At 71.6% G+C, this 25,146-nt stretch carries 22 protein-coding genes; 12 read left to right on the forward strand and 10 right to left on the reverse strand.

Features of this window, described 5'->3' with window-relative positions:
- Positions 1-190: 190 nt before the first annotated feature.
- Genes ACTOQ3_RS01360 through ACTOQ3_RS01370 form a run of 3 tightly spaced genes read right to left on the reverse strand, consistent with a single transcriptional unit; the run spans position 191 to position 4,315 of the window.
- Positions 191-1,726 carry a SagB/ThcOx family dehydrogenase gene (locus ACTOQ3_RS01360; RefSeq protein ID WP_440081502.1) on the reverse strand — a complete coding sequence of 512 codons (1,536 nt, stop codon included), beginning with the start codon at positions 1,724-1,726 and terminating at the stop codon, positions 191-193.
- A 34-nt stretch (positions 1,727-1,760) separates the two neighbouring features.
- Entirely contained in the window at positions 1,761-4,040 is a 2,280-nt protein-coding gene (locus tag ACTOQ3_RS01365; RefSeq protein WP_440081504.1) for a TOMM precursor leader peptide-binding protein, read from the reverse strand.
- A complete protein-coding gene (locus tag ACTOQ3_RS01370) occupies positions 4,037-4,315 on the reverse strand; it encodes a hypothetical protein (protein ID WP_440081506.1) in 279 nt (92 codons plus the stop codon). Before ACTOQ3_RS01370 ends, ACTOQ3_RS01365 begins: the two co-directional genes overlap by 4 nt.
- 421 nt (positions 4,316-4,736) lie before the next feature.
- Here ACTOQ3_RS01370 and ACTOQ3_RS01375 point away from each other — a divergent pair, with 421 nt between their 5' ends.
- The gene (locus ACTOQ3_RS01375) at positions 4,737-5,612 is read left to right on the forward strand and encodes a LysR substrate-binding domain-containing protein (RefSeq protein WP_440081508.1); all 876 of its coding nucleotides are present in this window, start codon (positions 4,737-4,739) and stop codon (positions 5,610-5,612) included.
- Between the two features lie 253 nt (positions 5,613-5,865).
- Here ACTOQ3_RS01375 and ACTOQ3_RS01380 read toward each other — a convergent pair whose 3' ends face one another.
- The 6 genes from ACTOQ3_RS01380 to ACTOQ3_RS01405 all read right to left on the reverse strand — a co-directional run bounded on the left by ACTOQ3_RS01380 (position 5,866) and on the right by ACTOQ3_RS01405 (position 12,829).
- Positions 5,866-7,113 (reverse strand): sulfate adenylyltransferase subunit 1, encoded by a 1,248-nt coding sequence (locus tag ACTOQ3_RS01380; RefSeq protein WP_440081510.1) that lies wholly within the window; start codon positions 7,111-7,113, stop codon positions 5,866-5,868.
- Entirely contained in the window at positions 7,113-8,045 is a 933-nt protein-coding gene (gene cysD, locus ACTOQ3_RS01385; protein ID WP_440081511.1) for a sulfate adenylyltransferase subunit CysD, read from the reverse strand. The genes ACTOQ3_RS01380 and cysD overlap by 1 nt, the downstream gene beginning before the upstream one ends.
- On the reverse strand, positions 8,045-10,051 hold the full coding sequence (locus ACTOQ3_RS01390; protein WP_440081512.1) for a M20/M25/M40 family metallo-hydrolase: 2,007 nt from the start codon (positions 10,049-10,051) through the stop codon (positions 8,045-8,047). The genes cysD and ACTOQ3_RS01390 overlap by 1 nt, the downstream gene beginning before the upstream one ends.
- An 81-nt stretch (positions 10,052-10,132) precedes the next feature.
- A complete protein-coding gene (locus ACTOQ3_RS01395) occupies positions 10,133-10,903 on the reverse strand; it encodes an SDR family NAD(P)-dependent oxidoreductase (protein WP_440081513.1) in 771 nt (256 codons plus the stop codon).
- A gap of 62 nt (positions 10,904-10,965) precedes the next feature.
- Positions 10,966-11,886 (reverse strand): sulfotransferase, encoded by a 921-nt coding sequence (locus tag ACTOQ3_RS01400; protein ID WP_440081514.1) that lies wholly within the window; start codon positions 11,884-11,886, stop codon positions 10,966-10,968.
- Positions 11,879-12,829 (reverse strand): family 3 encapsulin nanocompartment shell protein, encoded by a 951-nt coding sequence (locus ACTOQ3_RS01405; RefSeq protein WP_440081515.1) that lies wholly within the window; start codon positions 12,827-12,829, stop codon positions 11,879-11,881. Before ACTOQ3_RS01405 ends, ACTOQ3_RS01400 begins: the two co-directional genes overlap by 8 nt.
- A 286-nt stretch (positions 12,830-13,115) precedes the next feature.
- On the opposite strand from ACTOQ3_RS01405, the gene ACTOQ3_RS01410 reads away from it, so the two are divergent.
- From ACTOQ3_RS01410 to ACTOQ3_RS01440, 7 genes are read left to right on the forward strand one after another with little or no spacing between them, the layout of a single operon-like run.
- A complete protein-coding gene (locus tag ACTOQ3_RS01410) occupies positions 13,116-13,298 on the forward strand; it encodes a lysine biosynthesis protein LysW (RefSeq protein WP_440081517.1) in 183 nt (60 codons plus the stop codon).
- Positions 13,299-13,314: 16 nt separating this feature from the next.
- Complete coding sequence (locus tag ACTOQ3_RS01415; RefSeq protein ID WP_440081519.1) at positions 13,315-14,178, forward strand: RimK family alpha-L-glutamate ligase; 864 nt, start codon at positions 13,315-13,317, stop codon at positions 14,176-14,178.
- The gene (gene argC, locus ACTOQ3_RS01420; RefSeq protein ID WP_440081520.1) at positions 14,175-15,200 is read left to right on the forward strand and encodes an N-acetyl-gamma-glutamyl-phosphate reductase; all 1,026 of its coding nucleotides are present in this window, start codon (positions 14,175-14,177) and stop codon (positions 15,198-15,200) included. Before ACTOQ3_RS01415 ends, argC begins: the two co-directional genes overlap by 4 nt.
- Before the next feature lie 20 nt (positions 15,201-15,220).
- Entirely contained in the window at positions 15,221-16,108 is an 888-nt protein-coding gene (locus ACTOQ3_RS01425; RefSeq protein ID WP_440081522.1) for a transketolase, read from the forward strand.
- A complete protein-coding gene (locus ACTOQ3_RS01430) occupies positions 16,105-17,067 on the forward strand; it encodes a transketolase family protein (protein WP_440081523.1) in 963 nt (320 codons plus the stop codon). Before ACTOQ3_RS01425 ends, ACTOQ3_RS01430 begins: the two co-directional genes overlap by 4 nt.
- Positions 17,064-18,695, forward strand: coding sequence for an AMP-binding protein (locus ACTOQ3_RS01435; RefSeq protein WP_440081524.1), 1,632 nt, complete (start codon positions 17,064-17,066; stop codon positions 18,693-18,695). Before ACTOQ3_RS01430 ends, ACTOQ3_RS01435 begins: the two co-directional genes overlap by 4 nt.
- Before the next feature lie 8 nt (positions 18,696-18,703).
- On the forward strand, positions 18,704-19,849 hold the full coding sequence (locus ACTOQ3_RS01440; protein ID WP_440081526.1) for an acyl-CoA dehydrogenase family protein: 1,146 nt from the start codon (positions 18,704-18,706) through the stop codon (positions 19,847-19,849).
- 86 nt (positions 19,850-19,935) lie between these two features.
- On the opposite strand, the gene ACTOQ3_RS01445 is transcribed toward ACTOQ3_RS01440, so the two are convergent.
- Positions 19,936-20,514 carry a CGNR zinc finger domain-containing protein gene (locus ACTOQ3_RS01445; protein ID WP_440081527.1) on the reverse strand — a complete coding sequence of 193 codons (579 nt, stop codon included), beginning with the start codon at positions 20,512-20,514 and terminating at the stop codon, positions 19,936-19,938.
- A gap of 281 nt (positions 20,515-20,795) precedes the next feature.
- Here ACTOQ3_RS01445 and ACTOQ3_RS01450 point away from each other — a divergent pair, with 281 nt between their 5' ends.
- The 4 genes from ACTOQ3_RS01450 to ACTOQ3_RS01465 are packed head-to-tail and all read left to right on the forward strand — an operon-like array spanning position 20,796 to position 25,119.
- Complete coding sequence (locus ACTOQ3_RS01450; RefSeq protein ID WP_440081528.1) at positions 20,796-22,376, forward strand: aldehyde dehydrogenase family protein; 1,581 nt, start codon at positions 20,796-20,798, stop codon at positions 22,374-22,376.
- 5 nt (positions 22,377-22,381) lie between these two features.
- The gene (locus ACTOQ3_RS01455) at positions 22,382-22,921 is read left to right on the forward strand and encodes a type II toxin-antitoxin system RatA family toxin (protein WP_440081529.1); all 540 of its coding nucleotides are present in this window, start codon (positions 22,382-22,384) and stop codon (positions 22,919-22,921) included.
- Complete coding sequence (locus ACTOQ3_RS01460) at positions 22,908-23,930, forward strand: ketoacyl-ACP synthase III family protein (protein ID WP_440081530.1); 1,023 nt, start codon at positions 22,908-22,910, stop codon at positions 23,928-23,930. Before ACTOQ3_RS01455 ends, ACTOQ3_RS01460 begins: the two co-directional genes overlap by 14 nt.
- A gap of 25 nt (positions 23,931-23,955) precedes the next feature.
- Positions 23,956-25,119 carry a 3-deoxy-7-phosphoheptulonate synthase gene (locus ACTOQ3_RS01465; protein ID WP_440081531.1) on the forward strand — a complete coding sequence of 388 codons (1,164 nt, stop codon included), beginning with the start codon at positions 23,956-23,958 and terminating at the stop codon, positions 25,117-25,119.
- Positions 25,120-25,146 lie beyond the last annotated feature (27 nt).

Below are 25,146 nucleotides of genomic sequence, written 5' to 3' on the forward strand. Positions count from 1 at the left end.
TGAATAAGCTTAGATAGGCCCGTCCGCGTGGCTCCAGGGGAATCAACGGGTGCACGCGGCGGAAAAACCACGTGTCATAGTCGTGCGGCACGATTCACGCGCGTCCGGCGGGTGGGACGCGGCGTGTTCACGCGGCTCCCGCCGCGCGCATCCTCACACATTCATGAAATGCCAAAAAAGGAAGTCCAACTTACGTGATTTCCGCCCTTGCTCGAAGAACCCACTCGGCGTCATTCACCGCGTACCGCCCGGAAAAGCGGCTCGGCTCGCGGCCGGGACGGTGGCCGACGACGAACCCGCCGACACTCGACTCGACACGCCAGTCGAGGCCGAAAACGCGTCCCGTCACCTCGATGTCGCCGCTGTCCAGCCTGCACGCCGCCAGCCCCATGGCCGTACTGACCAGGGAGAGCGTCTGCGTCAGCGCTCCGACGTTCTTGAGCACCAGCGAGTAGCTCAGCCCGTTGTACTTCCGCGACAGCCTGCGGAAGCGCGCGGTGATGGTCAGCAGGACGGGCGGCGTCGCGTCCAGGTTCGCCGCCACCTTGCCCGTCTCCAGCAGCTCGTCCACGTCCGCCGGGGTGGACTCGATCGGCTCCAGCCGGTGCCGCAGCGGGTCGTAGTGGTAGACGCCCCGGGGGACGCCGGCGCACCTGTCCACCGTGGCGTACAGCTCGAGCTCGTAGGAGCCGCCGCTGCTCGGGTAGGGGCGATCGCTCGTCGAGGTCGTCGAGGTCTCGTCCGGGGAGCCGACCAGGGACCGGACCCTGGCCGTCCGGTACAGGAGCTCCCCGAGCTCGTCGGCCGTCAGCTGTCTCTCACCGTAGTGCCGGGTGTGCCGGCTCGCCTCGACGACCGTGGTCAGCGGCGGATCCGCCGCGAGCAGCTCGCCCCACTTCGGCCGGGGCAGCGCGACGGGAGCCCGCTCCCGCCCCGGATCGGCGAAAACCCGCGCGGGCTCCGGCTTCACGACGGGCTCGACGCTCCACTGGTCTCCCATCGGGTACGTCGCCCCGAAGTCGTGGTCGTGCCTGCCCAGGGTGGACCGGGTGTGGAACATGAGATCGACGGGAGTCCAGGCCACGAGAGCGGGGTCGACGTCCTCCTCGAACACCATCGGCTGGAAGGGGTCCTCCTCCACGGCCTGCACCACCATCCCCGCCGCCATCAGATAGTCGACCACGGGCCGGCGGTCCCGCTCGATCGCCGACGGGACGACCGGGCGGATCAGCGACCCGACACCGGACATGGCCTCGGCCCGGTGCAGGATGACCCGGTGCAGCGACAGCGGGGACTCGACGTGGTAGTTGTTCCCGTCGGTTCTGATCAGCGCGAACCTGGACAGGCGGACCGGGTGGAGCGGGGGGACCTCCGGCAGCCGGAACCGTGCCCGCTGGGCGAGCGGGATCACCGACATCAGCGGCTGCTCGGGGTCGAAGCCGAAGGAACGCACCACGAGGTGCTGGAGACCGTCGAGGATCGCGTCGAGCTCCCGCCGCTCGGCGTCCTCGCGGATGACGTTGTCGAGCGAGGTGGGCCCCAGGCTCATCCGGCGCATCGCCTCCAGCACGGTGGATCCGGGGTATCGCAGGACCACGTCCTCCCAGCGGCTGTGGAGCACCACGGTTCCGCCGTACGGGTCCGGTTCGACGTACACGTCCTCCCGGAACGACCACTGGGGGAATATCTGGAGCACATCGGTATCGCTGCCTTGGCCTCCGACCATCCTGTGACTCCTGACCCTTGTCGAGGCGGAACGGCTACATGAAGAGGGGAATCGGGTTGAGGTCCTCGTAGGCCGTCGCCCTGTCGAGACGCCCGAGGAGGACGGGGACGTCGTACAACCGGCCGGGGCCGAACCTCGCCCAGAAATGCCGCAGGCCGGGAACGACGACCTTGACGACCGGCATGCCGATGTCGGGACGCGTCTGGTCGAGGACGAGGACGTCCAGGCCCGTCCGCCCGGCCAGCGTGACGATGTGCTCGACGTCCTCCCGCAGATCGCCGCGAGGGGTGTAGGCGTAGTCGCCCGGGGTCCGCGGGGCCCGGTTCCCGTGGGGACGGAGGTAGGGCTGGTTCCCCGTCGTCGCGGTGAGCCACCAGTCCCGGATGTGGTGATCGGTCGGACCGTACCCCGTCCCGTCGGCGCGTGCCCCGGCGACGGCCGGGAGCAGCTGCCCGAGTTCGGTCAGCGCGCGCCGCGCGGCGATCCGGGGGTCGAAGTGAGCCCCGAACCCGAGCATGATGTCCTCGGCCGGCTTGTCGACGCGCCGCGAGATCGCCACCATGACGGGGATGCCCAGGTCGGAGGTGACGTCGAGGACCCAGAACTCCCGGTCGATGTCCTCGTAGCGCGACCGGAGGTCGGTGATCCACGGGTCGTCGAACGAGCCGAGGTCCACCGCGGGCTGGCGCGTGCGGTTGTACCACCAGATGGCCACCGCGTCGCGCTCCACCAGTTCGAGGAAGCCCTGGACGATCGCGTCCTCGACGCTGGAGCCCGCGGCGTTCCCGTTCGAGGTCGCGCGCACCGACGGATGGCCGCCCCTGCTGAAGTAGAGCAGGTCGGTGGGGAGCAGGCGCTGCCGCTTCGCGGTGAGCGACCACACCGGGGTCCACTCGACGACCTCCTCGTCGTCGAACGGCTCCGGGACGTGCTGGAAGGCCATGCTCTCGGCGTTCCAGCGGTCGCGGTCCTCGAACTGGCGCCGGTGGAAGTGCTGGCACTCGTCGGGACGCACGGCTCGCTCGCCCAGGCCGCGGAGGCTGTCCCTCACCGTCGGCTCGTCCCCGTGCCGCGAGCCGCAGTGTCTCTCCACCGCCTCGCAGAGCGCGCCCACCCTGGCCTCGATGTCGGTGCTCCCCTTGCCGCCGCTCTGCTGGCGCAGACCGGCTCTCATCGCGGTGAGGCTGTCGTCGGTGAGCGCGAGATTCGGCCCGGAAAGGTAGCAGTGCAGGAAGGAGGGGCTCCGCGGGTCGCGCCGGATCGCGTCCGTGATCCCGGTGAGGGGGTCGGCCAGGTGGCGGTAGCGTTCCCACACCAGCTCGGAGGCGAGCGCGCGGTGCCCGTTGCCGCCCACGGCCGCCTTGCTCCTGGACGCGATGACGACGGGCTTCTCGACGCTCGCCGCCACCAGCCCGGAATCCCCGCAGGAGGGGCACTGCGGGCGCTTCTCCACCCGGTGGTGGCGGCCCTCCAGCGAGAAGGTGTCCAGCGTCCACACGGTGTCCTGCCGTTCGCCCCGCGACCCGGCCAGCCACTTGGCCGCCTCCAGGGCCGCGAACTGCGCCCCGAGGGCGCGGGTGAGGGGCAGCGACGCGTCGGGCGGGCTGGTGGCGCTCGTCTTCGACGCGCTCCACAGCCGCGCCTCCCCGCGCCGGTGCCCGCGCAGCCGCGTGGTCAGGCACGACCAGCAGGGCCCCTCGCCCGGCCGGAAGACCGGACCGACCCACAGGTCGGCGCCGGCCGGCTTGGCCAGCAGCCAGGGCCGTCCGTCCGCCAGCAGCCGCTCGTTGACCCGTTCGAGTTCCGGGTCGAGGTAGTCGTCGCAGAGAACGAGGGTCAGGGTCGCGGGCCGGTCACCGTCCTCGTCGACGGTGACACCCATCGACCGCAACGCCTCGGCCACGGGCCCCGTGTCGACGCCCCCGAGGGCGACGAGCCCGACGGACGACTCCGCCAGGGCCGTCGCGGCCCGGTCCGCGCCCACCCGCCCGAGGTCCCAGTACGCCTCGGACGCGGCATCGGCGCCGCCTCGCGGGGGACGGCGGGATCCGACGAGGTTCGCCTCCGCCAGCCTGCCGAGGATCCGCCCGAGCTGCACGGCCGAGATCTCGGACGCCGTCCGCCTCCGCACCTCGGCGAGGCTGTGGTCGCCGCCCAGCAACGGCGCGAGCGCCTGGATCTGCCCACCGGACAGGGCGACCGTTCCCCGGGCCGAGGTCAGATAGATCGCCTCCCCCGGAACCGTCACCGCCCGCAGGTGGCGCTTGAATCCGATCAGCGGTGAGGTCGCCCCGCCCTCGATGGGATCGTTCATCCGCAGTAGGTCCAAGCGGCCACGACGGGAGCGGGATGGTCGAGGTCCTCGATGACGAGGTCCTCGAGGACCTCGCACGCCACGGGCCCGGCACTCGGCTCGGGCGCCTCCTCCCCGCTGTGGAGGTGGACACCGAACCCGGCGAGCGCCGCGACGGGGTCGCCGTCGTGCCCGCCGGCGCGCGCGGGCTCGGTCCAGGCGCTCACGAAGAACTCGGCGAAGAGCCGGTCGTGCTCCTTCGGCCGCTCGGTCCGTGAAGCGTTCAAGGTCACCATCGCCGTCTCCTCGATCTGGATGAGTTCGAATAAGTAAATTGTGCTTCCCGACCGGCGATGAGAATAGTTTTCGCGTCATCAAGCGAGCATGAGAGTTTCACACCGCACTCGTGGCCCTGTGTGTAGGAGCTCCCGGTCCGCCGGGGCTACGCTGACCGCATCCGGACCAGAAGACTGGAGGAGACCATGGAGCGGAAACAAATCCGCCGGCCGCAGAGAAAACTCATCCGGATCCCCCGGCAGAGGAGGAAACGCGCGAACGACTCCCGGTACGCCCTCGACACCCGCACTCCCAGCGGGGTCCACCTGCCCTACTAGAGCACGGCGCGAACATCCGGAAAAGCCTGCGACCTATTTATCCAAAAAGCCACTTCGAACAGATGGCTCGATACTTTCCTACTAGGTCAGCTTAAGAGGAAGAATGTACCACGACCTGCAAATAAATCGGCTGAGAGCATTGGTCACCGTAGTCGATGTCGGCGGTTTCCGGAGGGCCGCGGAGTCCCTGCACATAACCCAGCCCGCCATCAGCCAGCAGATCCGCCAGCTGAGCGGTCTCGTCAAGGGTCCCATATTCACCTCGACCGGCCGGAAGCTGCAGCTCAGCCCGCAGGGCGAGGAACTCCTCGGGTACGCCCGCCGCCTCGTGGCACTCAACGACGAGGCGGTGGGCCGTTTCGTCCCCCCGCCGGGGAACGTGCGGCTGTCCATCGGGATCGTCAACCAGCTCGCGGAGGCGCTCCCGGAGATCCTGCGGCTGCTCACCAGGGGCATGCCGCACGCCCAGGTCAGCGTCCAGACGGGGTTGAGCGAATCCCTGGAGGGCCGGGTGAACACCGGCCAGCTGGACCTGGCGCTGCTCCTGCAGACGAAGTCCAACGGCGCCGGCGCCGCGAGCCAGGAACTCGGCCACATGCGCATGGACTGGTTCGGCCGTCCGGCCCACGGAGAGGGCGCCGCGCTCCCGCTCACGCTCTTCACGGAACCGTGCACGCTCCGCGGCCGCATCGTGGACGTCCTCGACGAGTCGGACGTCCCGTGGCGTGTCGGCTACGAGGGCGCCGAGCTCGTCGGGCTGCGCGCGGCCGCCAAGGCCGGCCTGGGCGTGGCCTGCCTCGTCGCCAACGGCGACGACCTCTGGGGCCTGCCCAAGGCGGCCAGGCTCGCCCTCCCCTCCCCGCCGGGCCCGCTGCCGGTGACCATGGCCCTCTCCACCGGCGCCGCGACCTCGGGGTACGTCCCGATCGCGCGCAAGGCCTTCCAGCAGTCACTGCGCGGCTACCCCTTCGCCGGCTGAGCCCTCCGAACAGGCCGACCCGCCCTCTGAACAGGCCGGCCCGGCCGAGCCGGTCGGCTCCGTCCCCGAAGGTTCCCGCCGGGTGACTCACCCCCGAGATGCCGGGTGACTCACCCCGACGACCACGGGCGCCGGACGGCTCCTCGGCGCACCGCCCGAACGGGCGAAGACACGACCCACCCCGGAAAGCACGAATGCCGGGTGATTCACCCTGACGATGCCGGGTGAATCACCCCGATGGCGCCGAGCGGCCTCACCCCGGCGGCGTCTCCTCGACGATCCCCGCGGCGCGGGTGGTCCCGTCCGCCGGATCGATCAGCAGGCAGGAACCGGTCATGCGGGACCGCGCGTAGGGATCGGCCGCGAGAGGGTCGGTGGTACGCAGCACGACGTTCGCGATCTCGTTGACGGCGAGACTGTCCGCCTCCGGGGCACAGGTCAGATCCCCCAGGGCGGTGGAGGGCACGATGTCCTCGACGACCGCCTGGACCGTCCTGGTGGTGTGCTTGACCAGGACCCGTTCCCCCACGCGCAGGGCGCGCTCGTGGAGGTGACAGGTGGTCGTGCGCAGCTCGCAGGTGAGGTCGGGGGCCGCGTCCTCCGGCACGATGAGGGAGCCTCTGGAGACGTCGACGTCGTCGGAGAGGCGTACGGCGACCGACTGCGGCGCCCACGCCGTGGCGACGGGCTCGCCGAGCACGTCGATCGCCGCCACCGTGGAGGTCCGCCCGCCGGGCAGGACCGTGACGCGCTCGCCGACGCGCAGGACGCCGCTGGAGATCTGGCCCGCGTAGGCGCGGTGGCCGTCCGCCCGGATGACGTACTGGACGGGAAGCCGCGCGGGCGCCCGGGAGGGGTCGACGCCCACCGGCACCGTCTCCAGGAGTTCCAGGATCGTGGGACCGGTGTGCCAGTCCATGTTCGGCGAGGGGGTGACGATGTTGTCGCCGGTGAGGGCGGAGATCGGGATCGCGGTCACCTCGCCGACCCCGAGGCCGGACGCGTGTTCGGTGAACTCCTCGGCGATCGCCGCGAAGACCCCCTCGTCCCAGCCGACGAGGTCCATCTTGTTCACGGCCAGCACGACGTGGGGGACGCGGAGGAGGCCGGCGACGGCGGCGTGCCGCCTGGTCTGCGAGACGACGCCGTTGCGGGCGTCGACGACGATGAGCACGAGCTCGGCGGTCGAGGCGCCGGTGACCATGTTGCGGGTGTACTGCACGTGGCCGGGCGTGTCGGCGAGGATGAAGCGCCTGCGCGCGGTGGCGAAGTAGCGGTACGCGACGTCGATCGTGATTCCCTGCTCGCGCTCGGCGCGCAGGCCGTCCGTGAGCAGCGCGAGGTCGGCGGTCTCCAGGCCCTGCTTGCGTGAGGCCGTCTCCACCGCCTCCAGCTGGTCGGCGAGGATCGATTTCGAGTCGTACAGCAGCCGGCCGACGAGGGTGGACTTCCCGTCGTCCACGGATCCGGCGGTGGCGAAGCGCAGCAGTGTGGTGGTCATCAGAAGTATCCCTCCCGTTTGCGGTCCTCCATGGCGGCCTCGCTCAGCTTGTCGTCGGCGCGGGTGGCGCCCCGCTCGGTCAGCCTGGAGGAGCAGATCTCCTCGATGACCGCCTCCAGGGTCGCGGCGCCGGAGTCGACGGCGCCGGTGCACGACATGTCGCCGACCGTGCGGTACCGCACGAGGCGCCGCTCCAGGGGCTCGTCCTCCCTCGGGCCGCCCCACGCGCCGGGGGCGAGCCACATGCCCCGGCGCGAGAAGACCTCGCGCTCGTGCGCGAAGTAGATCGGCGGAAGCTCGATCCCCTCCCTGAGGATGTACTGCCAGACGTCCAGCTCGGTCCAGTTCGACAGCGGGAAGACGCGGACGTGCTCGCCGGGCGAGTGGCGGCCGTTGTAGAGGTTCCACAGCTCCGGTCGCTGCCGCCGCGGGTCCCAGCCGCCGAAGTCGTCGCGCAGGGAGAACACCCGCTCCTTGGCTCGGGCCTTCTCCTCGTCCCGCCGCCCGCCGCCGAAGACCGCGTCGAAGCGGTTCGTCTCGATGGCGTTGAGCAGCGGCACCGTCTGCAGCGGGTTGCGCGAGCCGTCGGGCCGCTCGGCCAGCTCCCCCCGGTCGATGAGCTCCTGGACCGAGGCGACCTCCAGCCGCAGGCCCTGCTCGGCGACGACGCGGTCCCGGTAGCCGATGACCTCGGGGAAGTTGTGGCCGGTGTCGACGTGCAGCAGGGGGAACGGCACCGGCGCGGGGGCGAACGCCTTGCGCGCCAGGTGGAGCATGACGATGGAGTCCTTGCCCCCGGAGAAGAGGATCACCGGCCGGTCGAACTCCCCGGCCGTCTCCCGGAAGATGTGGGCGGCCTCCGCCTCCAGCGCGTCCAGGTGGGACAGCTGGTAGGTGTGGCCGGCGGTCTCGTCGACGGCGATCGTTGTCATCACGGTGTCCTCTCTCCTGCGACAGCCTCAGCGGCTCCGGCGGCTCCGGCGGTCTCGCCGGCCCCGGCGCCACCGGCGGCCTCGGCACCTTCGGCGGGCCCGGCACCGGCCGTGTCCTGCGGTGTGGCCGGCGTCGCCGGTGGGCGGCCCTGCTCCACCCAGTTCGCGACCGCCCTGGACAGCACGGTCCTGGCCCGTCTGAACTCCTCGGCGTCGAGGTGCTCGTCCGGCGTGTGGTCGAGCGCGGCGTCACCCGCGCCGTAGGCGACCATGGGCACCCCCCGCCAGGTGGTCGCGAGGGTGTTCATGTCGCTGCTCCCCTTCTTCGCGAGGAACCTCGGAGCCACGCCCTCCTCCCTGAAGGCCCGCGAGAACGCCTTCACGAGCGGGCTGGTACGGGAGGTGACCACTCCGGGCGTGGCGCGGAGCACCTCCACGACGACCGGTCCCGCGACCCGGCGGACGAGCTCGACGAGGTGTTCCAGGTCCAGGGTGGGGGGGACCCGCACGTCGACGACGGCCTCGCCCAGCTGGACGTCCCCGCCGTTCACCGCGTGGATGCCGAGCACGGCCACCAGCGCCTGGGAGTCGGCCCCGGCGATCTCGTCGCGGAGCCTGCCCAGGACGTCCACCAGCTGGTCGGCGGCGGTGGTGACGCCCTGCCCCGCGGTGTGGCCGACGCTGTGGCTGACGCGCATCCGCACCTTGAGCAGGCCGTAGTAGCCGATGGTCAGGGCCTTCTCGCCGCTGGGCTCGCCCACGACCACCGCGTCGGCCGGGTAGTGGTCCCTGGCGTGGAAGGCCCCCGCCGAGGTGACCTCCTCCTCGACCGCGCCGACGACGCGCACCTGCGCCCAGCTCGGCACGTCCATGTCCGCGAGGGTCTCCAGGTAGGCGACGAGGCTGGCCTTGGCGTCGACGCAGCCCCTGCCGGTGATCGTCAGCCCGTCCCAGCGCACCGGCCACCGGTGCGGCACGGTGTCGAGGTGCCCGAGCATGAGCAGCCGCCGGTCGCCGGAGCCGCGGGTGGCCACGAGGTTGCCCGCCGCGTCGATCTCCGCGTGGACGCCGCGCCCGGTGCACCAGTCCACCAGGTACTCGGCGAGCTCCCGCTCGTCGGCCGACACCGAGGAGATCTCCACGGCGCGGGCGAGGAGCGACAGGTCCGGCGCGGGCGCCGGGGCGCGCCAGAAGCGCGTTCCCGACGCGGGCGACAGGATGTGCGGCCCGGTTATCGCGACGTCGGCGCTCCCGTCGAGGGCGATCTCCGCCGCGCGTACCTTCTGCCGCATCCGGCCCCGCGCGAACCGCTCTCCCTCGCCGCGTACGACGTCGGTCAGGCGGCTCGCGGGATCCTCCGGATCGGCGAGCAGTCCCGGTGTGCCGGTGACGAGGCGCAGGTGGTCGGCGGCGAGGGCGTTGGCCAGCTCGGCGGCGAGGACGTCGGCGTCGACGTTGAGCGCGGAACCGTCGCCGCCGGCGCCGTCGGCGACGGGCGGCGAGAGGCACACCACGTCGAACGCGTCGAGCAGCGCCTGGACGCGGTCCGCGGCCACCCCGGTCACGGTGCCCGCCCGGTGGTCGCGGACCACCGTCGTCCTGCCGTCCCGCACGGCCCGCAGCGGCCGGTTGGCCTGGGCGCTCACCAGCGCCCCGTCCCGCGCGACCGAGGCGAAGACGGTGAGCCCGCGCGAGGTGAGCGCGTCGCGCACGCGCGGCAACGTCACCCGCTCGTACGCGTCCACGATGTGCGGCATCTCCTCGGGAGGGCAGTAGCGCACCTCGCTGTCGCCCCGCAGGCTCAGCGTCCTGACCGGGCGGCCGATGTCGGCGTAGTGCCGGGTGATGCCGGCCGCGCCGCCCGCGACGAGGAGCACGCGGGCGCCGCGGCGGCGCAGCAGCGCCAGCTCGTCGAAGAGCGCGTCGTGGCCGAGACTCGCGCTCCCTATCTTGACTACGTAGAGTGCCGCCTTGCGCGTACTGGCGACGTGTCCGAGTACGGACATCTTTCGCTCCTCCTCAGCTTCCCGGCCGGTCGGCCGATGTCTTCGGCCGATGTCTTCGGCCGATCTCCTCGGCCGATGCCTTCAGCCGATGCCGCGGGTGTTGCCTCCGTCGGCCACGAAAACCGTGCCCGTGACGTACGAGGCCTGGTCGCTGGCGAGCATGGCGGCCAGCGCGCCGAAATCCGCCACGTCCCCGATCCTGCCGAGGGGGATCCGCTCGGCGACGCGGGCGATCTCCGTCTCCACCTCCGCGCCGAACTGCTCGTCGAGGATGGGGGTGCGGTGGAAGCCCGGGGCGAGGATGTTGATCGTGACCCCGTTCGCGCCGAGCGCGTGCACCAGTCCCTTCATGTAGCCGAGCAGGCCCAGCCGGGCCACCGACGACAGGCCGCTCTCCGGGTGGGGCTGGCGCACCGACTCCGAGGCGATCATCAGCATGCGGCCCCAGCCGCCCTCCTTGATGAAGGGCAGCGCCGCGAGGGTGATGCTCACGTGCGGCAGGAGGTTCCCGTCGATGGCCGCCCGGTAGTCGGCGACCTGGAAGCTGTCGACGGGCCCGAACGGGACCCCGCCGGAGTTGGTCACCACGATGTCCAGCCCGCCGAACGTGTCCGCGGTCCGCCGCACCCATTCGGCGGCGGCCCGCTCGTCGCGCAGGTCCACGGGAGTGCTGAGCACCTCGCCCGTCCCCATCGTGTTGACCTCGACGTGGGCCGTGGCCAGCTTGGCGGGATCACGGCCGCAGATCGAGACGTTCGCCCCCTCCGCCGCGAGGGTCTTGGCCACGGCCAGCCCGAGCCCACTGCTCGAAGCCGCCACCAGGGCCACGCGCCCTTTGAGCCGAAGGTCCATGAGATGGCTCCCTAATTCTCGTACCTGCCCGATCGGCAGGAGCGGGTACCCGCGGCGGTCGCCTACCTCGTCGGCAGGAGCGGGTACCCGTAGCGGGTGAGCACCGGCAGGGCCGGCGCGGTCGCGGCGGCGATCTCCCGCGCGGACAGCGCGGTGCGCCAGCGCTCGTCGGAACGGATCTTGGTGTCGCCCTTGGACAGCCGGTCGGGGTTGCCGGTCACCGTGTGGTTCTCCCCGAGCGAGACCAGGCCGGTCCCGTCGACCGGCGGCTCTCCCGCCAGCCCCGCGAACCGCATGACCCGGGCGACGACCTCTCGCGGCCGGTCGCAGAGGTCCTCGTGCCTGACCCGCAGGTACCGGTCGGGGGCGGCGCCTCCGACGAGTTCCGACGCGACGTTGAACGCGCTCCAGTACCCGCTGCTGCGGGCGGGGCTCATCGGGTCGATGTACTCCTTGGCGTTCTTGTAGGAGAACGCCGTCGCGCGGGGGTCGCGCACCATGTGCAGCACCCGGACGTCCAGGTCCGTACGCCCCAGCAGCGCGGCCGCCTCGGCGGGATACTTCGAGCCGTCCACGATCAGGCGCTCGCCGCCGCTCGTGGCCAGCGTCCGGTAGACGGCGGCGGTGCGTCCGAGCGCCTCCTCGACGCCGGGTGCCGTCGGTGTCCTGCCCTGGGCCTCCGCGAGGCGGTTCCTGGTGTGGCGGGTCCGCAGCAGGAAGCGCTGCAGGATCATCATCCGGCGCGCGGCGCCGGCCTGTGCCACGTCGCCGGATCCGAGGACCGGGGACCAGACGTCGCACGCGGTCAGGTCTCTGCCGCAGCCGCAGCTGGAGTTCGTGCCGGCGTTCAGCACGCCGTTGCGCCACAGGTAGTGCAGCTCGCCGACGTGCAGGACGCCGGGGAGCTCGCCGAGGACGTTCCCGAGCAGGGTGCTGCCGCTCCGCATCCACCCGGTGATGTACAGGATCCGCGGGTCACCCATGGCGGCCACCCCACGACAGCGTCATCAGGTGCTGCGGCAGGTGCACGGCGAGGCCGACGCGGGTGCTCGCCTGGACGAGGTCGGCGCCGTCGGTCCCGGCGCCGCGGCGCAGCGCGAGGAAGGAGGTGCCGGGCAGCAGCAGGGTGAACGCGGCGCGGAAGTCCCCCATGAGCAGGGTGTCCCTCGGGATCATCCGCGTCCTCGACACGGTGATCCCGGCGGCGGCCAGCCGGCCGAGCATGCCCGTCCTGACCATCTCCCAGTAGACCGCGGGGTGGGCGACGATGCCGTCGCACGAGCCGCCGGTCTCCTCCACCTCGGCGGCGGCCTCGGTGGCCGCCTCCTCGAGGCCGAGGCCGGTCCGCCGGTGGCGGGTGCCGGGCAGCCGGAGCAGCCCGGTGATCGCTCCGTCGCGGGTGCCGTGCAGCAGCGCCTCGTTCTCCGCCACCGACAGCCGGACGAGCACGCGGTAGTCGACGTACGGGGCCAGCAGCGCGGGCTGCCCGAGGATCCCCTCGGGGATCGGCACGGAGACGGTGAGGTCGGTGAGCCTGGCCCGCTCGATCCTGGGCGCGAAGGCCGCCTCGGGGGTGGCGGCGTAGGAGGTGCCCGACTCGCTCAACCGCCCCCGGGGAGGTTCGTGGACGTAGGACGCCGGGCCGTCGGCCACGGGCGCGGTCTTCAGCAGGTGGCGTACCGGATAGCGGGGGCGGGAGGCGAAGAGCGGGAACGCCGCGGGCAGGTGCATGCCGAAGGGCACCACCAGGTCCCCCCGCTCACCGGCACCATCACCGTCACCGGCGCGTTCACCGGCCGCGCTCACGGCGGACGCGAACTCCTCGCCCGGCGTGCGATCGACGGTTCCGAAATCGAAATCAAGATCAGATGGAGCCGGGTGCGCACCGTTGCCGTTGACGGCCGGACTCTCTGCGATCCCTCGCATTACCCCTCCTTCTGGAGACCTCTGGAGACCTCTGAGAACTTCTGGAGACTTCCGAAGATGACGACAAGCAAGCAAATAATCACCACTGAAGAGCTTAATCACCCGGCACGGCAATTTTCGGCCCCTACCCAAGAAGCGATGCTTATGAGGTAATAGACCAGTGTTATGAGATCTCCATATAAGCAATATCGTTCATTTCGAGTAAAACCACTTATTAGCTGTTTCATGGGAAATGGGGTTACGGTTTATAAGACAATCTCGGACAACTACGAACAGGGATGAGCTCATGCAGAAGGTTGTGAACGGCCCGGAATGCCCTGAGTGCGCGGCCGAGGTGACGATCGACGGAGACGCCAGGGTGAGCGAGATCGTCGAGTGCCTGGACTGCCGGAGCGAGCTGGAGATCGCCTCCGTCCAGCCCCCGGCCCTCACGCTGGCACCGGACGTCGAAGAAGACTGGGGCGAGTAGCGGAGGGAGCTGTGCCATGGATTCCGTAGCACCTCACCTCGCCGTCCTCGCGTCACGAGTGCGGTTCGAGGAAAAGAGCATCATGGGCGCCCTCGAACGGCGCGGCGCCAGATTCGAGCACCTGGACCCCAGGTCGCTGTTCGTCGCCGACGACTCGGCCTGGACCGGTCCCACCCTCGTCCTCAATCGCGAAGTCGGGCACTTCCGCGCTCTCTACGCGGCGAGTGCCCTGGAGTCGGCGGGGGTGACGGTGCTGAACAGCGCCGCCGCCACGCATCTCAGCGGCGACAAGTGGCACACGTCGGCGGCCCTGCTGAACAGCGGACTGCCGACGCCCAGGACCGCGCTGGCGATGACGTCCGAAGCGGCGCTGGAGGCCCTGGACGAGATCGGCTATCCGGCCGTGGTCAAACCGCTGGTCGGCTCCTGGGGCCGGCTGGTGACCAGGGTCACGGACCGCGCCGTGGCGACGGCCGTGCTCGAACACGTCGCCGCGCTCCCCTCCCCGCAGTCGCACGTGGTCTACCTGCAGGAGCAGGTGCCCAAGGCCGACCGGGACATCCGCGTGCTCGTCGTGGGCGGCGAGGCGATCGGCGCGACCTACCGCCGGGGCGAGGAGTGGCGTACCAACGTGGCGAGGGGCGCCGTGAGCGAGTACTGCCCGCTCGGCCCCGTCCACGCCAAGCTCGCGGTCGCCGCCGCGGACGCGGTCGGCACCGACATCGCGGGCGTCGACCTCATCGAGGACGTGGACGGGCACCTGACCGTGCTCGAGGTCAACGACCGGGTGGAGTTCAGGGGCTTCCAGGAGGCCCACGGCTCCAGGGTCGACGTGGCGGACGCCATCGCGGCCCATCTCATCGCGAGGGGAGAGACATGACACGCGTCGCGGTCGTCGGGGCCGCCGGCTACATCGGCGGCGAGCTCCTGCGCATCCTGACCACACATCCGGAGGTCGAGCTCGCCGCCGCCACCTCGCGGCGGCTGCAGGGCCGCCAGGTCGACGGGGTCCACCCGAACCTGAGGGGAAGGACCCGGCTGGCGTTCTGCGCGGAGGACCGGCTCGGCCACTACGACGTGCTGTTCCTGGCGACACCGCACCGGGAGACGATGCGCCGGATGCCGGAGTACCTCGGCAGGGCCGGCACGGTCATCGACCTGTCCGGAGACTTCCGGTTGCGGTCCGCCGACACCTACGAGGACTACTACGGGGTTCCGCACGAGGCCACCGAACTTCTCGGCACCTTCGTGCCCGGCGTGCCGGAGTTCCACCGGGACCGCCTGCGGACGGCCGACCGGATCAGCGTGCCCGGCTGCATGGCGAACGCCGGCATCCTGGCGCTCACCCCGCTGGCCGAGGCCGGGCTGATCGAGGACGAGATAACGGTCGACGCCAGGACCGGCTCCAGCGGCGCCGGGGCGACCGCGGGCTCGGAGAACCTGCACGCCGAACGCAGCGGCGCGCTCAGGGTCTTCGCCCCGACGCGCCACCGGCACGAGGCGGAGATCTCCCAGGCGACCGGGCTTCCCGTCCGCATGACGGCGACGGGAGTGGAGGCCGTACGAGGGGTGCAGCTGCTGTGCAGGGCACGCCTCACCGACGGTGCCGGCGAGCGGGACATCCGCACCGTCTACCGGGAGCGGTACGGGAACGAGCCGTTCGTCCGCGTGGTCGCCCAGCGGCGCGGCCTGCACCGGTTCCCGGACGCGAAGATCCTGTCCGGTTCCAACTTCTGCGACGTCGGCTTCGCCCTGGACCCGGAGTCGGACGGCGTGACGGTGATCGCGGCCCTGGACAACCTGGTCAAGGGCGGTTCCGGGAACGCGGTGCAGTGCATGAACATCCGGCTCGGCCTGCCCGAGTCCCTCGGGCTCGACTTCATCGGCCTGCACCCGAACTGACCGAGGCGAAAGGAGCAGACGTGAGCAGCACCTCCATCCTGCCGGGCACGACCCCGGCGGGCGAGATGACCGATCCGGCCGCGGTGACGGGCCGGATCAGGGAACACATCGTGAACATGTGCGCGAGTCCCGAGGGCGGGCACCTGGGGGGGTCCATGTCCCTCGTCGAGGTCCTCGCCACCCTGTACTTCCAGATCATGCGCATCGACCCCCGGAACCCGGGTTCGCCCGACCGGGACATGTTGCTGCTGAGCAAGGGACACGCGGGCATCGCCCTCTACGCGACCCTCTGCGAGGCCGGCTTCTTCCCCGAGGAGCGGCTCGCCGACTACGCGCTGCCGGGGAGCTCCTTCATGGCCCACCCCCACGCCGAGATTCCCGGCGTGGAGATGCCGTCCGGCTCTCTCGGCCACGGCCTGGCGCTGGGCGTCGGGGTCGCGCTCGCGGCCAGGCTCGGCCGCTCCGGCCGCCGGTGCTTCGTGGTCATGGGCGACGGCGAGCTCCAGGAGGGCTCGGTCTGGGAGGCCGCGAGCGTGGCCGCGAACCACGGGCTGGACAACCTGACCGCCGTGGTCGACCGCAACCGCCTCCAGATCACCGGCGAGACGGAGTCCGTCGGCGACCTGGAGCCGCTGGCCGACCGGTGGCGGGCCTTCGGCTGGCGGGTCCACGAGGTGGACGGCCACGACGTCGACGCGCTGACCTCGGCGTTCACCGCGCCGCCGGAGCGGGGGCGGCCCACCCTGATCATCGCCCACACCGTCAAGGGCAAGGGACTGCCCTTCATCGAGGGGCAGGCACGCAGCCACTACGCCAAGCTGGGCGACCGGCAGCACCGCCGCGCGCTCTCCGCCCTGCGCGCCACCGCGGAAGACCTACGCGCCGACTCGGAAGGAGAGCGGCGATGACCGCCACCACACTGAAGACGCGCTCGTCCCGTGAGGTCTACCGGGACGTGCTCGTGGAACTCATGCCCGCGGACGAGCGGCTGATCTGCCTGGACAGCGACACCGGCCTGTTCAGCGGGGTCGACTTCGGCGAGGCGGGCGACAGGTACCTCAACCTGGGCATCGCCGAGCACACCCTCATGGGCGCCGCGGCCGGGCTCGCCAAGGAGGGGCGCGTGCCCGTCGTGAACACGATGGCGGCGTTCGCCTCGACCCGCGCCCTGGAGGCCGTCAAGGTCGACATCGCGCTCAACAACCTGCCCGTCCGCATCGCCGCGACCCACTCAGGGGTGTCGGGCGGTCATCTCGGCCCCACCCACCACTCGCTGGAGGACCTGGCCGTCATGCGGAACCTGCCGAACATGACCGTCATCGTCCCGGCCGACGCGGCCACCACCGACGAGCTGTTCCACCAGGCCCTCGTCCTGCCGGGCCCCGTCTACTTCCGGCTGGGCCGCAACGCCACCCCCGACCTTCCCGACGGCCCGCCCGTACGGCTCGGGCAGGCGCGGACCCTCAGGGAGGGGGCCGACGTCACGCTCGCCGCCTGCGGCCCGTACCCGGTGCTCGCCGCCCTCGACGCCGCGGACCTGCTGGAGCGCGACGGCATCGCGGCGTCCGTGATCCACGTGCACACGGTCAAGCCGCTGGACACGGCCACGCTCGCCGCCGCGGCGAGCGCGACCGGCGTCGTGGTCACGGTGGAGGAGCACTGGCGCGCCGGGGGCTTCGGGGCCGCCGTCGCCGAGAGCCTCTCCGAGATCCTGCCGGTCAGGGTGCACCGGGTGGCGATGCCGGACGCGTTCGTGCCGGTCTCCGGTGGCCAGAGATATCTCCTGGAGCGGGGTGGCATCACCCCCCAGGCCGTCGCCGCGCGGGCCAGGACGGCCCTCGGCAGACCGAGGAGGGACCCCCGATGAAGGACGACTTCCGGTCCGCCGGCTGGTGGCGCGACGAGACGGTCCTCGACGACCTCCGGCGTTCCGCCGCCAGCCACCCGGACAAGCAGGCGCTCGTCTGCTACCGCGACGGCGTCGCCGAGACGGTGACCTACGCCGAGCTCGCCCACCGTGTCGACCGCCTCGCGGTGAGCCTGGTGCGGCTGGGCGTGGGCCGCGGTGACGTGGTGACCCTGCAGCTGCCCAACTCGTGGCAGCTCGTCGCGTCGATCCTCGCGTGCGCGCGGATCGGCGCCGTGGCGGGCCCGGTCGTGCCGATCATGCGCAGGCGCGAGGTCGAGTTCATGACCGGGCTCACCGCCAGCCCCGTGTACATCGCGGCGGCCGAGTTCCGCGGCTTCTCGTACGCGGACATGAGCGCCGAGGTCGCCCGCGCCGTCCCCGGCCTGCGCCACCGGGTGCTGCTCGGCGGCGGCAGCGGTCGCGGCGGCGGCATGAGCGGCGCGCTCGACTTCGACCGCGACCTCCTCGGCCCCGATCCCTCCCCCGAGGAGATCGAGGCCCTCGACGCCCTCGAGGCCGGACCGGACGACCCCGCCCAGATCGTGTTCACCTCCGGCACGACCGGTGAGCCGAAGGGCGTCGTGCACAGCCACAACACCCTGTACTCGATGAACAGGGCGCAGGCCGACGTGCTTCACCTGACGATCAGGGAAGTGACGGCGATGGGTTCCCCCACGACCCACCAGGCCGGTTACACCTGGAACTTCCTCATGCCGCTCATCCTCGGCGCGACGGCCGTGCAGGTGGACGCGTGGGACCCGGCCCTGATGCTGCGGATCCTGGAGGAGCGGAAGGTCACGTTCTTCATGGGCGCGCCCACGTTCCTCTCCGACCTCATCGAGGCGCAGCGCGCCTCCCCGAGGGACCTGTCCGCGCTGGCGACGTTCGCCACGGGCAGCGCGCCGATCGCGCCGCTCCTGGTGGAGGAGGCGCGGGAGGTCCTCGGCTGCCGGGTGTACGCCCTGTGGGGCATGAGCGAGAACGGCTGCGTGACGATCACCCGCCCCGAGGACCCGGCGATGCGCGCGGCCGAGAGCGACGGCACCCCGGTACCGGGGATGGAGGTCAGGATCGTCGGCCGCGAGGGCGGGCCGGTGGCCGCTGGGCAGCCCGGCCTGCTCCAGGTCCGCGGCGCCGCCCAGTGCCTCGGCTACTTCCGCCGCCCCGAGGTGTACGCGAAGTCGCTGACCGAGGACGGCTGGTTCGACACCGGGGACCTGGCCCGCGAGGACGGCCACGGCGGCATCCGGATCACCGGCCGGGTCAAGGACGTCATCATGCGGGGCGCCGAGAACATCCCCGTCGTGGAGGTGGAGGCGGCCCTGCTGCGGCACCGCGCCGTCAAGGACGTGGCCGTCGTCGGCTACCCGGACCCCCGGCTGGGCGAGCGCGCCTGCGCGATCCTCGTCACGGCGGACTCGCCGTCGGATCCCCCGCTCACCATCGACGACATGCGCGGCCACCTCGCCGGCCTCGGCATGGCCAAGCAGTACTGGCCCGAGCGGCTGGAGATCGTGCCGTCGCTGCCGAGAACCCCCTCCGGAAAGATCCAGAAATTCGCCCTGCGCGACCGGCTCCGGGCTTAGGACAGGTCATGGACTTCGAATTCACCAGTGAACAGCAGGCGCTCGCCAAGAGGGTGCGGGAGTTCGCGGCCGACAGGGTCGCCCCGTACCGCCACGAGAGCGACGTGCGACGCGGTTACCGTTCCGGGCTGCTCGCCGAGATGGGCGAGGAGGGGTTGTTCTCGCTGCGCGTCCCCGAGGAGTACGGAGGGCGCGGGCTCGACGCGGTGAGCGCGGGCATCGCCCTGGAGGAGCTGGCGGCGGCGGACCTGTCGGTCTGCTACCCCGTGCTCAACGCCGCCCTCATCGGCGGTGTCCTGGCCGCGAACGGCACGCCGGAGCAGCTGGCGGGCTGGCTGCCGCCGATCGCCACCGGCGAGGCGATCGTCGCGCTCTGCCTCACCGAGCCCGGCCACGGCACCGACGCCGCGGGCATCGAGATGCGCGCCGAGCCCGACGGTGACGGATGGGTGCTGAACGGCGAGAAGACCTCCATCATGCTCGCCGCCTACGCCACGCACGGCCTGGTCTTCGCGCGCACCGGAGAGCAGGGGGCGCACGGCATCACCGCCTTCTACGTCCGGCTCGACGAGGCCAGGGTGAGCCGCGGGGTCCTCTCCGACCTCGGCTGCCGGTCCGGCGGGCGCGGCAGGCTCGTCCTCGACGGCGTCCGCGTCGGCCCCCGGGACGTGGTCGGGCGACCGGGACTCGGCTTCGCCGCGGTCATGCGAGGGTTCGGCGTCTCGCGGGCGCTCATCTCGCTGATGGCACTCGGGGTCGGCAGGGCCGCGCTCGACGAGGCCGTCGCCCACGCGGGCGCCAGGGAGGCGTTCGGCGAGCCCATCGGCAGGTTCCAGGGAGTCGCCTTCCCCCTGGTCGAGCACGCGACCATGCTCCACGCGGCACGGCTGGTGTCGTACGAGGCGCTGTGGCGCGCCGACGGCGGCCTGGACCCGCGGCTCCCCTCCAACATGGCCAAGTGGTGGGCGCCGAAGGCGGCGATGGAGGCCGTTCACCAGTCCCTGCTGACCATGGGCCACCTCGGCTGGTCGGAGGACGGGCCGATCGCGCAGCGGCTCAGGGACGTCATCGGGCTCCAGCTCGCGGACGGCACCGCGGCGGCCACCAAGCTCGTCGTCGCGAGAAAGCTCCTCGGCCGGGAGAACGCACCGTGATCCCCGACGAGGCGCGACCGGATCGGTGACACGACCGGACGAGCCGGGTGGAGGCGGCCGGGCCGCCTCCACCCGGCTCGTCCGGTCTACCCGATCTCGTTGTGCGCCCGCTTCGCCTCGCGGTAGGTGCGCATCTTGGCCCGCGTCCCGCACACCGACATCGAACACCACCTGCTGCCCCGGTTTCGTGACCGGTCGTAGAAGACCCACTCGCATCGGTGCTCGCCGCACGCCTTGAGGCGCTGCCAGGAACCGTCGGCGACGGCATCGGCGACGGACGCCAGCACCGTGGCGAGGGCCCCGCGCACGTCGGTCAGCGCGGGCCGGAGGCCGAGGGTCCCGGCCTCCCCGTCGAACCCCACGACGAGCGGGCAGGCGCGCGCGACGTGCTCGATCGTGCGGCGGGCCTGAGGGTCGGGGGGCCCGCCGTTGTTCTCCCGCAGGAGCGCGCGGAGCGCCTCCCGCAGGATCACGGCGTCACGGCGATCCAGCTCGCCCGGCTCCACCCCCGGGCCGCCGAGGCCGTTGCGTTCCAGCCAGGTGGCGAGGCCCTCCGCGGTGGCGAAACGGTCAGGGCCGAACTCCACGTTGACGCTGTTGACGAACGCCTGCACCAGCGCGAGCGGGCCCGGCGCCACAGCTCTGTCTCCCGGTTGTCGCTTCACCCTGACAAGGTTACTACCGAAAAATGTTTACCGGTAGTGCAGTATCGGTGATTCGACACGCCTCGCCGAGATTCCCGCCCCACCGGCGCCCGGCCACGACGGCACGGACACGATCGGCGAGCCGGAATCTGTTTGTAGTACCGCGCGCTCCACGGTTCGCGTTCGCATCCCGAGAAGCAGGTCTTATCGCACCCCCGTTGTTCCACCCCTGTTACCGCCTTAGCGTAATTGCTGGTAACTACAAATCCGACCGAGAAATCCGGGGCGCGAAGGGAAACGACGTGACGACCAGGGTCTATCCCGCCTACATCGGCGGCAGGGACATCACCGGCGACAGCGGGAAGTACGTCCACACGGTCACCACGCGGGCCGTCCTGGAGGACACCTTCTCCAGCCTGAGGCTCAAGCGCGACCTTGACCTGGGCGTCGTCGACATCGAATCGGCCGGGGACGTCGTCGCGGGAGCGTGTGCCGTCGCCGACGAGGCGATGGTGGAGCTGGCCCTCGAATCGGCGGCCCGGGCCGCCCCCGAATGGGCCCGCTTCCCGCTCGCCACCCGGATGGAGATCGGGTACCGCATCGCAGAACGCCTCGCCGAGCACCGGGACGAGCTGGTCGAGATCCTGGTCGCCGAGGGGCAGCCCCGCTCCCTCGCCGAGGGCATGGTCGACGGGATCCCCCTCACCGGCTGGAGCCGGGAGACGCTCGGATGGTGCGCCGCGCAGATGCGCTTCGACCGGCACGACGGCGAGCGCGAGATGATCCTGCGACGCGTCCCCGACGGGGTGGTCTGCGTCAACCCGCCGCAGAACGCCGCGGTCGCCAACGCCCTGTTCGGCGTCACCGCCCTCCTGGCCGGCAACGCCGTGGTGGTGCGCGCGCCGCGCGGGATCCCGCTCGCGGTCATGTACACGATGCGGGAGATCGTGGCGCCGGTGCTCGAGGAGGCGGGCGCGCCCCCCGGCACGCTCAACGCGCTCTGCGGGCCGCCCATGCTCGACGCCTGGCTGGCCAGCGAGCACGTCGACGACATCGTCTACATCGGGGGCAGCAAGAAGGGCCTGGCCCTGGAGCGTGACTGCGTCGCGGCCGGCAAGAAGCCCATCCTGGAGCTCGCGGGCAACGACTGCTTCGTGGTCTGGCACGACGCGGACCTGGACGTCGCGGTGGAGAGCCTCACGCAGTTCTTCACGCAGTCTGGCCAGATCTGCAACGTGCCCAACCAGGTGGTCGCCCACCCCGCGATCGCCGACGAGCTCGTCGAGCGGCTGACCGTGGCCGTGCAGAAGATCCAGCCCGGATACCCCGAGGAGCGCGGCGTCGTGCTCACCCCGGTCCTGATGGTCGACGCGTTCCACGCCTGCGTCGCCCAGGCGCTCGGGCAGGGCGCGACGCTCGTCCACGGCGGCCGCCGCCTGGAGGCGGACGGATCCGCGTCGGAGACCGGGTTCTTCCTGGAGCCGACGATCCTGCGGGTCGACGGGCTCCGCGACTCCAGGTCGCTGTGGGTGGTACGCGACGAGACGTTCTTCCCCCTCCTGCCGGTCATCGTCCCCGAGGCCGGCGGGACGGACGACGACCTGCTGGAACGGGTCATCGAGTTCGTGAACGGCAACGCGTACGGCCTGCGCAACTCCTTCTGGGCCGCCGACCCCTCGGTGATCGACCGGTTCGCCGAGGGGGTCACGAGCGGCGGCCAGCTCAAGATCAACGACTCGCACGCCGGCTTCCTGCCGTTCCTTCCCACCCACGGCGGGACCGGCCTGACCGGCGGCGCCTTCGGGGAGGCGAACTACCTCATGCTGCGCGCCTCGCACCTGCAGGGCGTCAGCATCGTCCGCCCGGCGACCGATACGGAGTAAATACCATGACATCTCGCATTTTTAAGGCCAAGGTGTGGTGCTCGGCCGAGGATCTGATCGAGCAGCTCGGCGACGACCGGGCGTTCCCGTCGTGCGCCCCGGACATCCTCTCCGTCGAGGACCTCGGCGGCGGGCTCCGCCAGTGGGTCCTCGCCTTCCGCGGCGGCACGGCCGAGTGGGTCCAGCACAGCCGCCACCTGATCGGCGCGCAGCCGTACCGGATCGAGTTCGAGCAGGTCACCGGCGACTTCCACGAGTTCAGGGGCTCCTGGACGACCGAGGACCTCTCCGAGGGCTGCGAGGTCACCTTCCAGGTGGACTACTCCACGAGCGTCCCGCACCTGGCGGGCGCGATCGACACGGCCGTCGGACGGGTGCTGCTCCGCAGCGTCCGGCGGATCCTCGACGGGATCTGCGGGCCGATCCACGTCACCGCGGGCGGCGAGTACCTGTGGGACGTCCCCGAGACCTCCGGCGCCGCCGCCACCTCCGGCACCTCCGGCACCTCCGGCACGGAAAGGACGCTCAGCGATGCGATTCGATGACATCTGGATCTCCGGCACGGGCGGCACGCTCGGCGACCTGGTGCCGATAGGCCGGGCCGTCGAGGACGGCTCCTACTCGGCCGAGGTCGCGGAGAGCACCGGGATGGTCTCCGTCTCCCAGTCCGCGGACGCTCCCCCCGAGATGGCCGTGACCGCGGGAAGGCAGGCGCTCAAGGAGGCCGCGGCCTGCGGGACGGAGATCGGTCCCGACACGCTCTACCTGCACAGCCACAGCCACTTCCAGGGCGTCGACATGTGGCCCGCGGCCTGCTGGATCGGCGGGGAACTGCTGGGCACCCGGATGGCCGGGATGCCGATGACCGTCTCGGCGGCGTCGAACGGCTCCCTGGCCTGCCTGGAGATCGCGGCGAGCATGCTGGCGGGACGCCCCGAGCTCCCCTCCGCCCTCATCACGGTCGCGGACCGGTTCGCCCCGCCCACCGACCGCTGGTACCTCTCCCCCGGCATGGTCTTCGGTGACGGCGCCGCGTCGGCGGTGGTCACCCGCGGCGGTGGCCGGCTGAGGCTGCTGTCCTGCGCGTCGGAGACCGACGCGGCCCTCGAAGGCCTCTCACGCGGCGACGAGCCGTTCCGTACGGCCCCCGAGCCGCGGCCCGACATGAGGCGCAGGACCCGGGAGTTCCTGGCCCGCGGCGAACTGTCGCTGCGCGACGTCCGCGCCAGGTCGGCGGCCGGGACCGCCGGCGTCGTCTCCCGGGCGCTGTCCGACGCCGGCCTGTCCATGGACGGGATCGACTGGCTCGTCACGCCGTTCGTCGGGCGGGCCCTGTTCAAGGAGAGCTTCGTACGGCCACTGGACGCCGTCCCCGGTAACACCCTGGCCGAGCTCGGGCTCACGATCGGCCACCTCGGCCCCGCCGACCAGCTCTACGGCCTGGACCACCTGTTGAAAGAGGATCTTCTGGAGCCTGGGAACCGGGTGCTCCTCATCGGCACCGGCATGGGATTCACATTCTCCGCGGCCGTCCTCGAGGCGCGCGACGCCTGATCACTCCACAGGAAGGAACCCCGTCATGACCGTCACCCAGACCCCCGACGCGTCTCCCACCCCCTCCCTCGACTCCCGTGTCACCCCGGTCGAGCCGCTTCTCCCGCCCGCGACGCTGCGGGAGGAGATCCCGCTGTCGCCCGCCGCCGGGGAAACCGTCCTCAACGGCCGGTACGAGGTCGCCCAGGTGCTGAGCGGCCAGGACGACCGGCTCGTCGTGGTCGCCGGCCCGTGTTCCATCCACGACCCCCGCGCCGCCCTGACCTACGCCGAGCGGCTGTCCGACCTCGCGCGGCAGGTGTCCGGCTCGCTCGTGGTCGTCATGCGGGTCTACATGGAGAAGCCGCGGACCCGCCTCGGCTGGAAGGGGCTCATCAGCGACCCCCACCTCGACGGCTCGCACGACCTCAACAGCGGGCTGCGCCTGGCGAGAAGCCTGATGGTGGACGTCCTGGAGACCGGCCTGCCGATCGGCTGCGAGTTCCTCGACCCGCTGACCCCCCTCTACTTCTCCGACGCCGTGTCCTGGGGGTCGATCGGTGCCCGCACCGTCCAGAGCCAGGTGCACCGGCAGCTCACCAGCGGGCTCAGCATGCCCGTCGGCATCAAGAACGCGACGAGCGGCCACGTGGAGGACGCGGTCGACGCCATCGTCGCGGCCTCCAAGGGGCACGTGTTCCCGGGCATCGACGACGAGGGCGTCGCCTCGATCGTCGCCACCAGCGGGAACCCCGAGTGCCACGTCGTCCTGCGCGGCGGCAGCACGGCCCCGAACTACGGACCCTCCGACGTGGCGAACGCCCTCGAGCTGCTGGGGAAGGCGGGACTGCCCCAGCGCCTCTTCATCGACGCCAGCCACGGCAACAGCGGCAAGGACCACGAGCGGCAGCCCCACGTCGCCTCGGACATCGCGCGGCGGATCGCCGGCGGGGAGACCGGCATCGCCGGGATCATGCTGGAGAGCTTCCTGGCCGCCGGCCGGCAGGACCTGGTCCTGGGGCGGACGGACCGCCTCGCGTACGGGCAGAGCGTGACCGACGCCTGCGTGGACTGGGAGCAGACCACCCGGATGGTCGAGGAGCTCGCCGAGGCCGCCGAGACCGGGCGTTCCCTCCGGCGGGCCGGTGCCGAGAACACCCCCCTGCTGGCCGAGGCCGCTCTCCCCGCCTCGCTGCCGGCCCTCGCCTGAGCCCCTGTCCCACGCTATCTCGAGAGG

It is taken from the genome of Streptosporangium sp. LJ11 (assembly GCF_051918945.1).
GTDB lineage: Bacteria > Actinomycetota > Actinomycetes > Streptosporangiales > Streptosporangiaceae > Streptosporangium.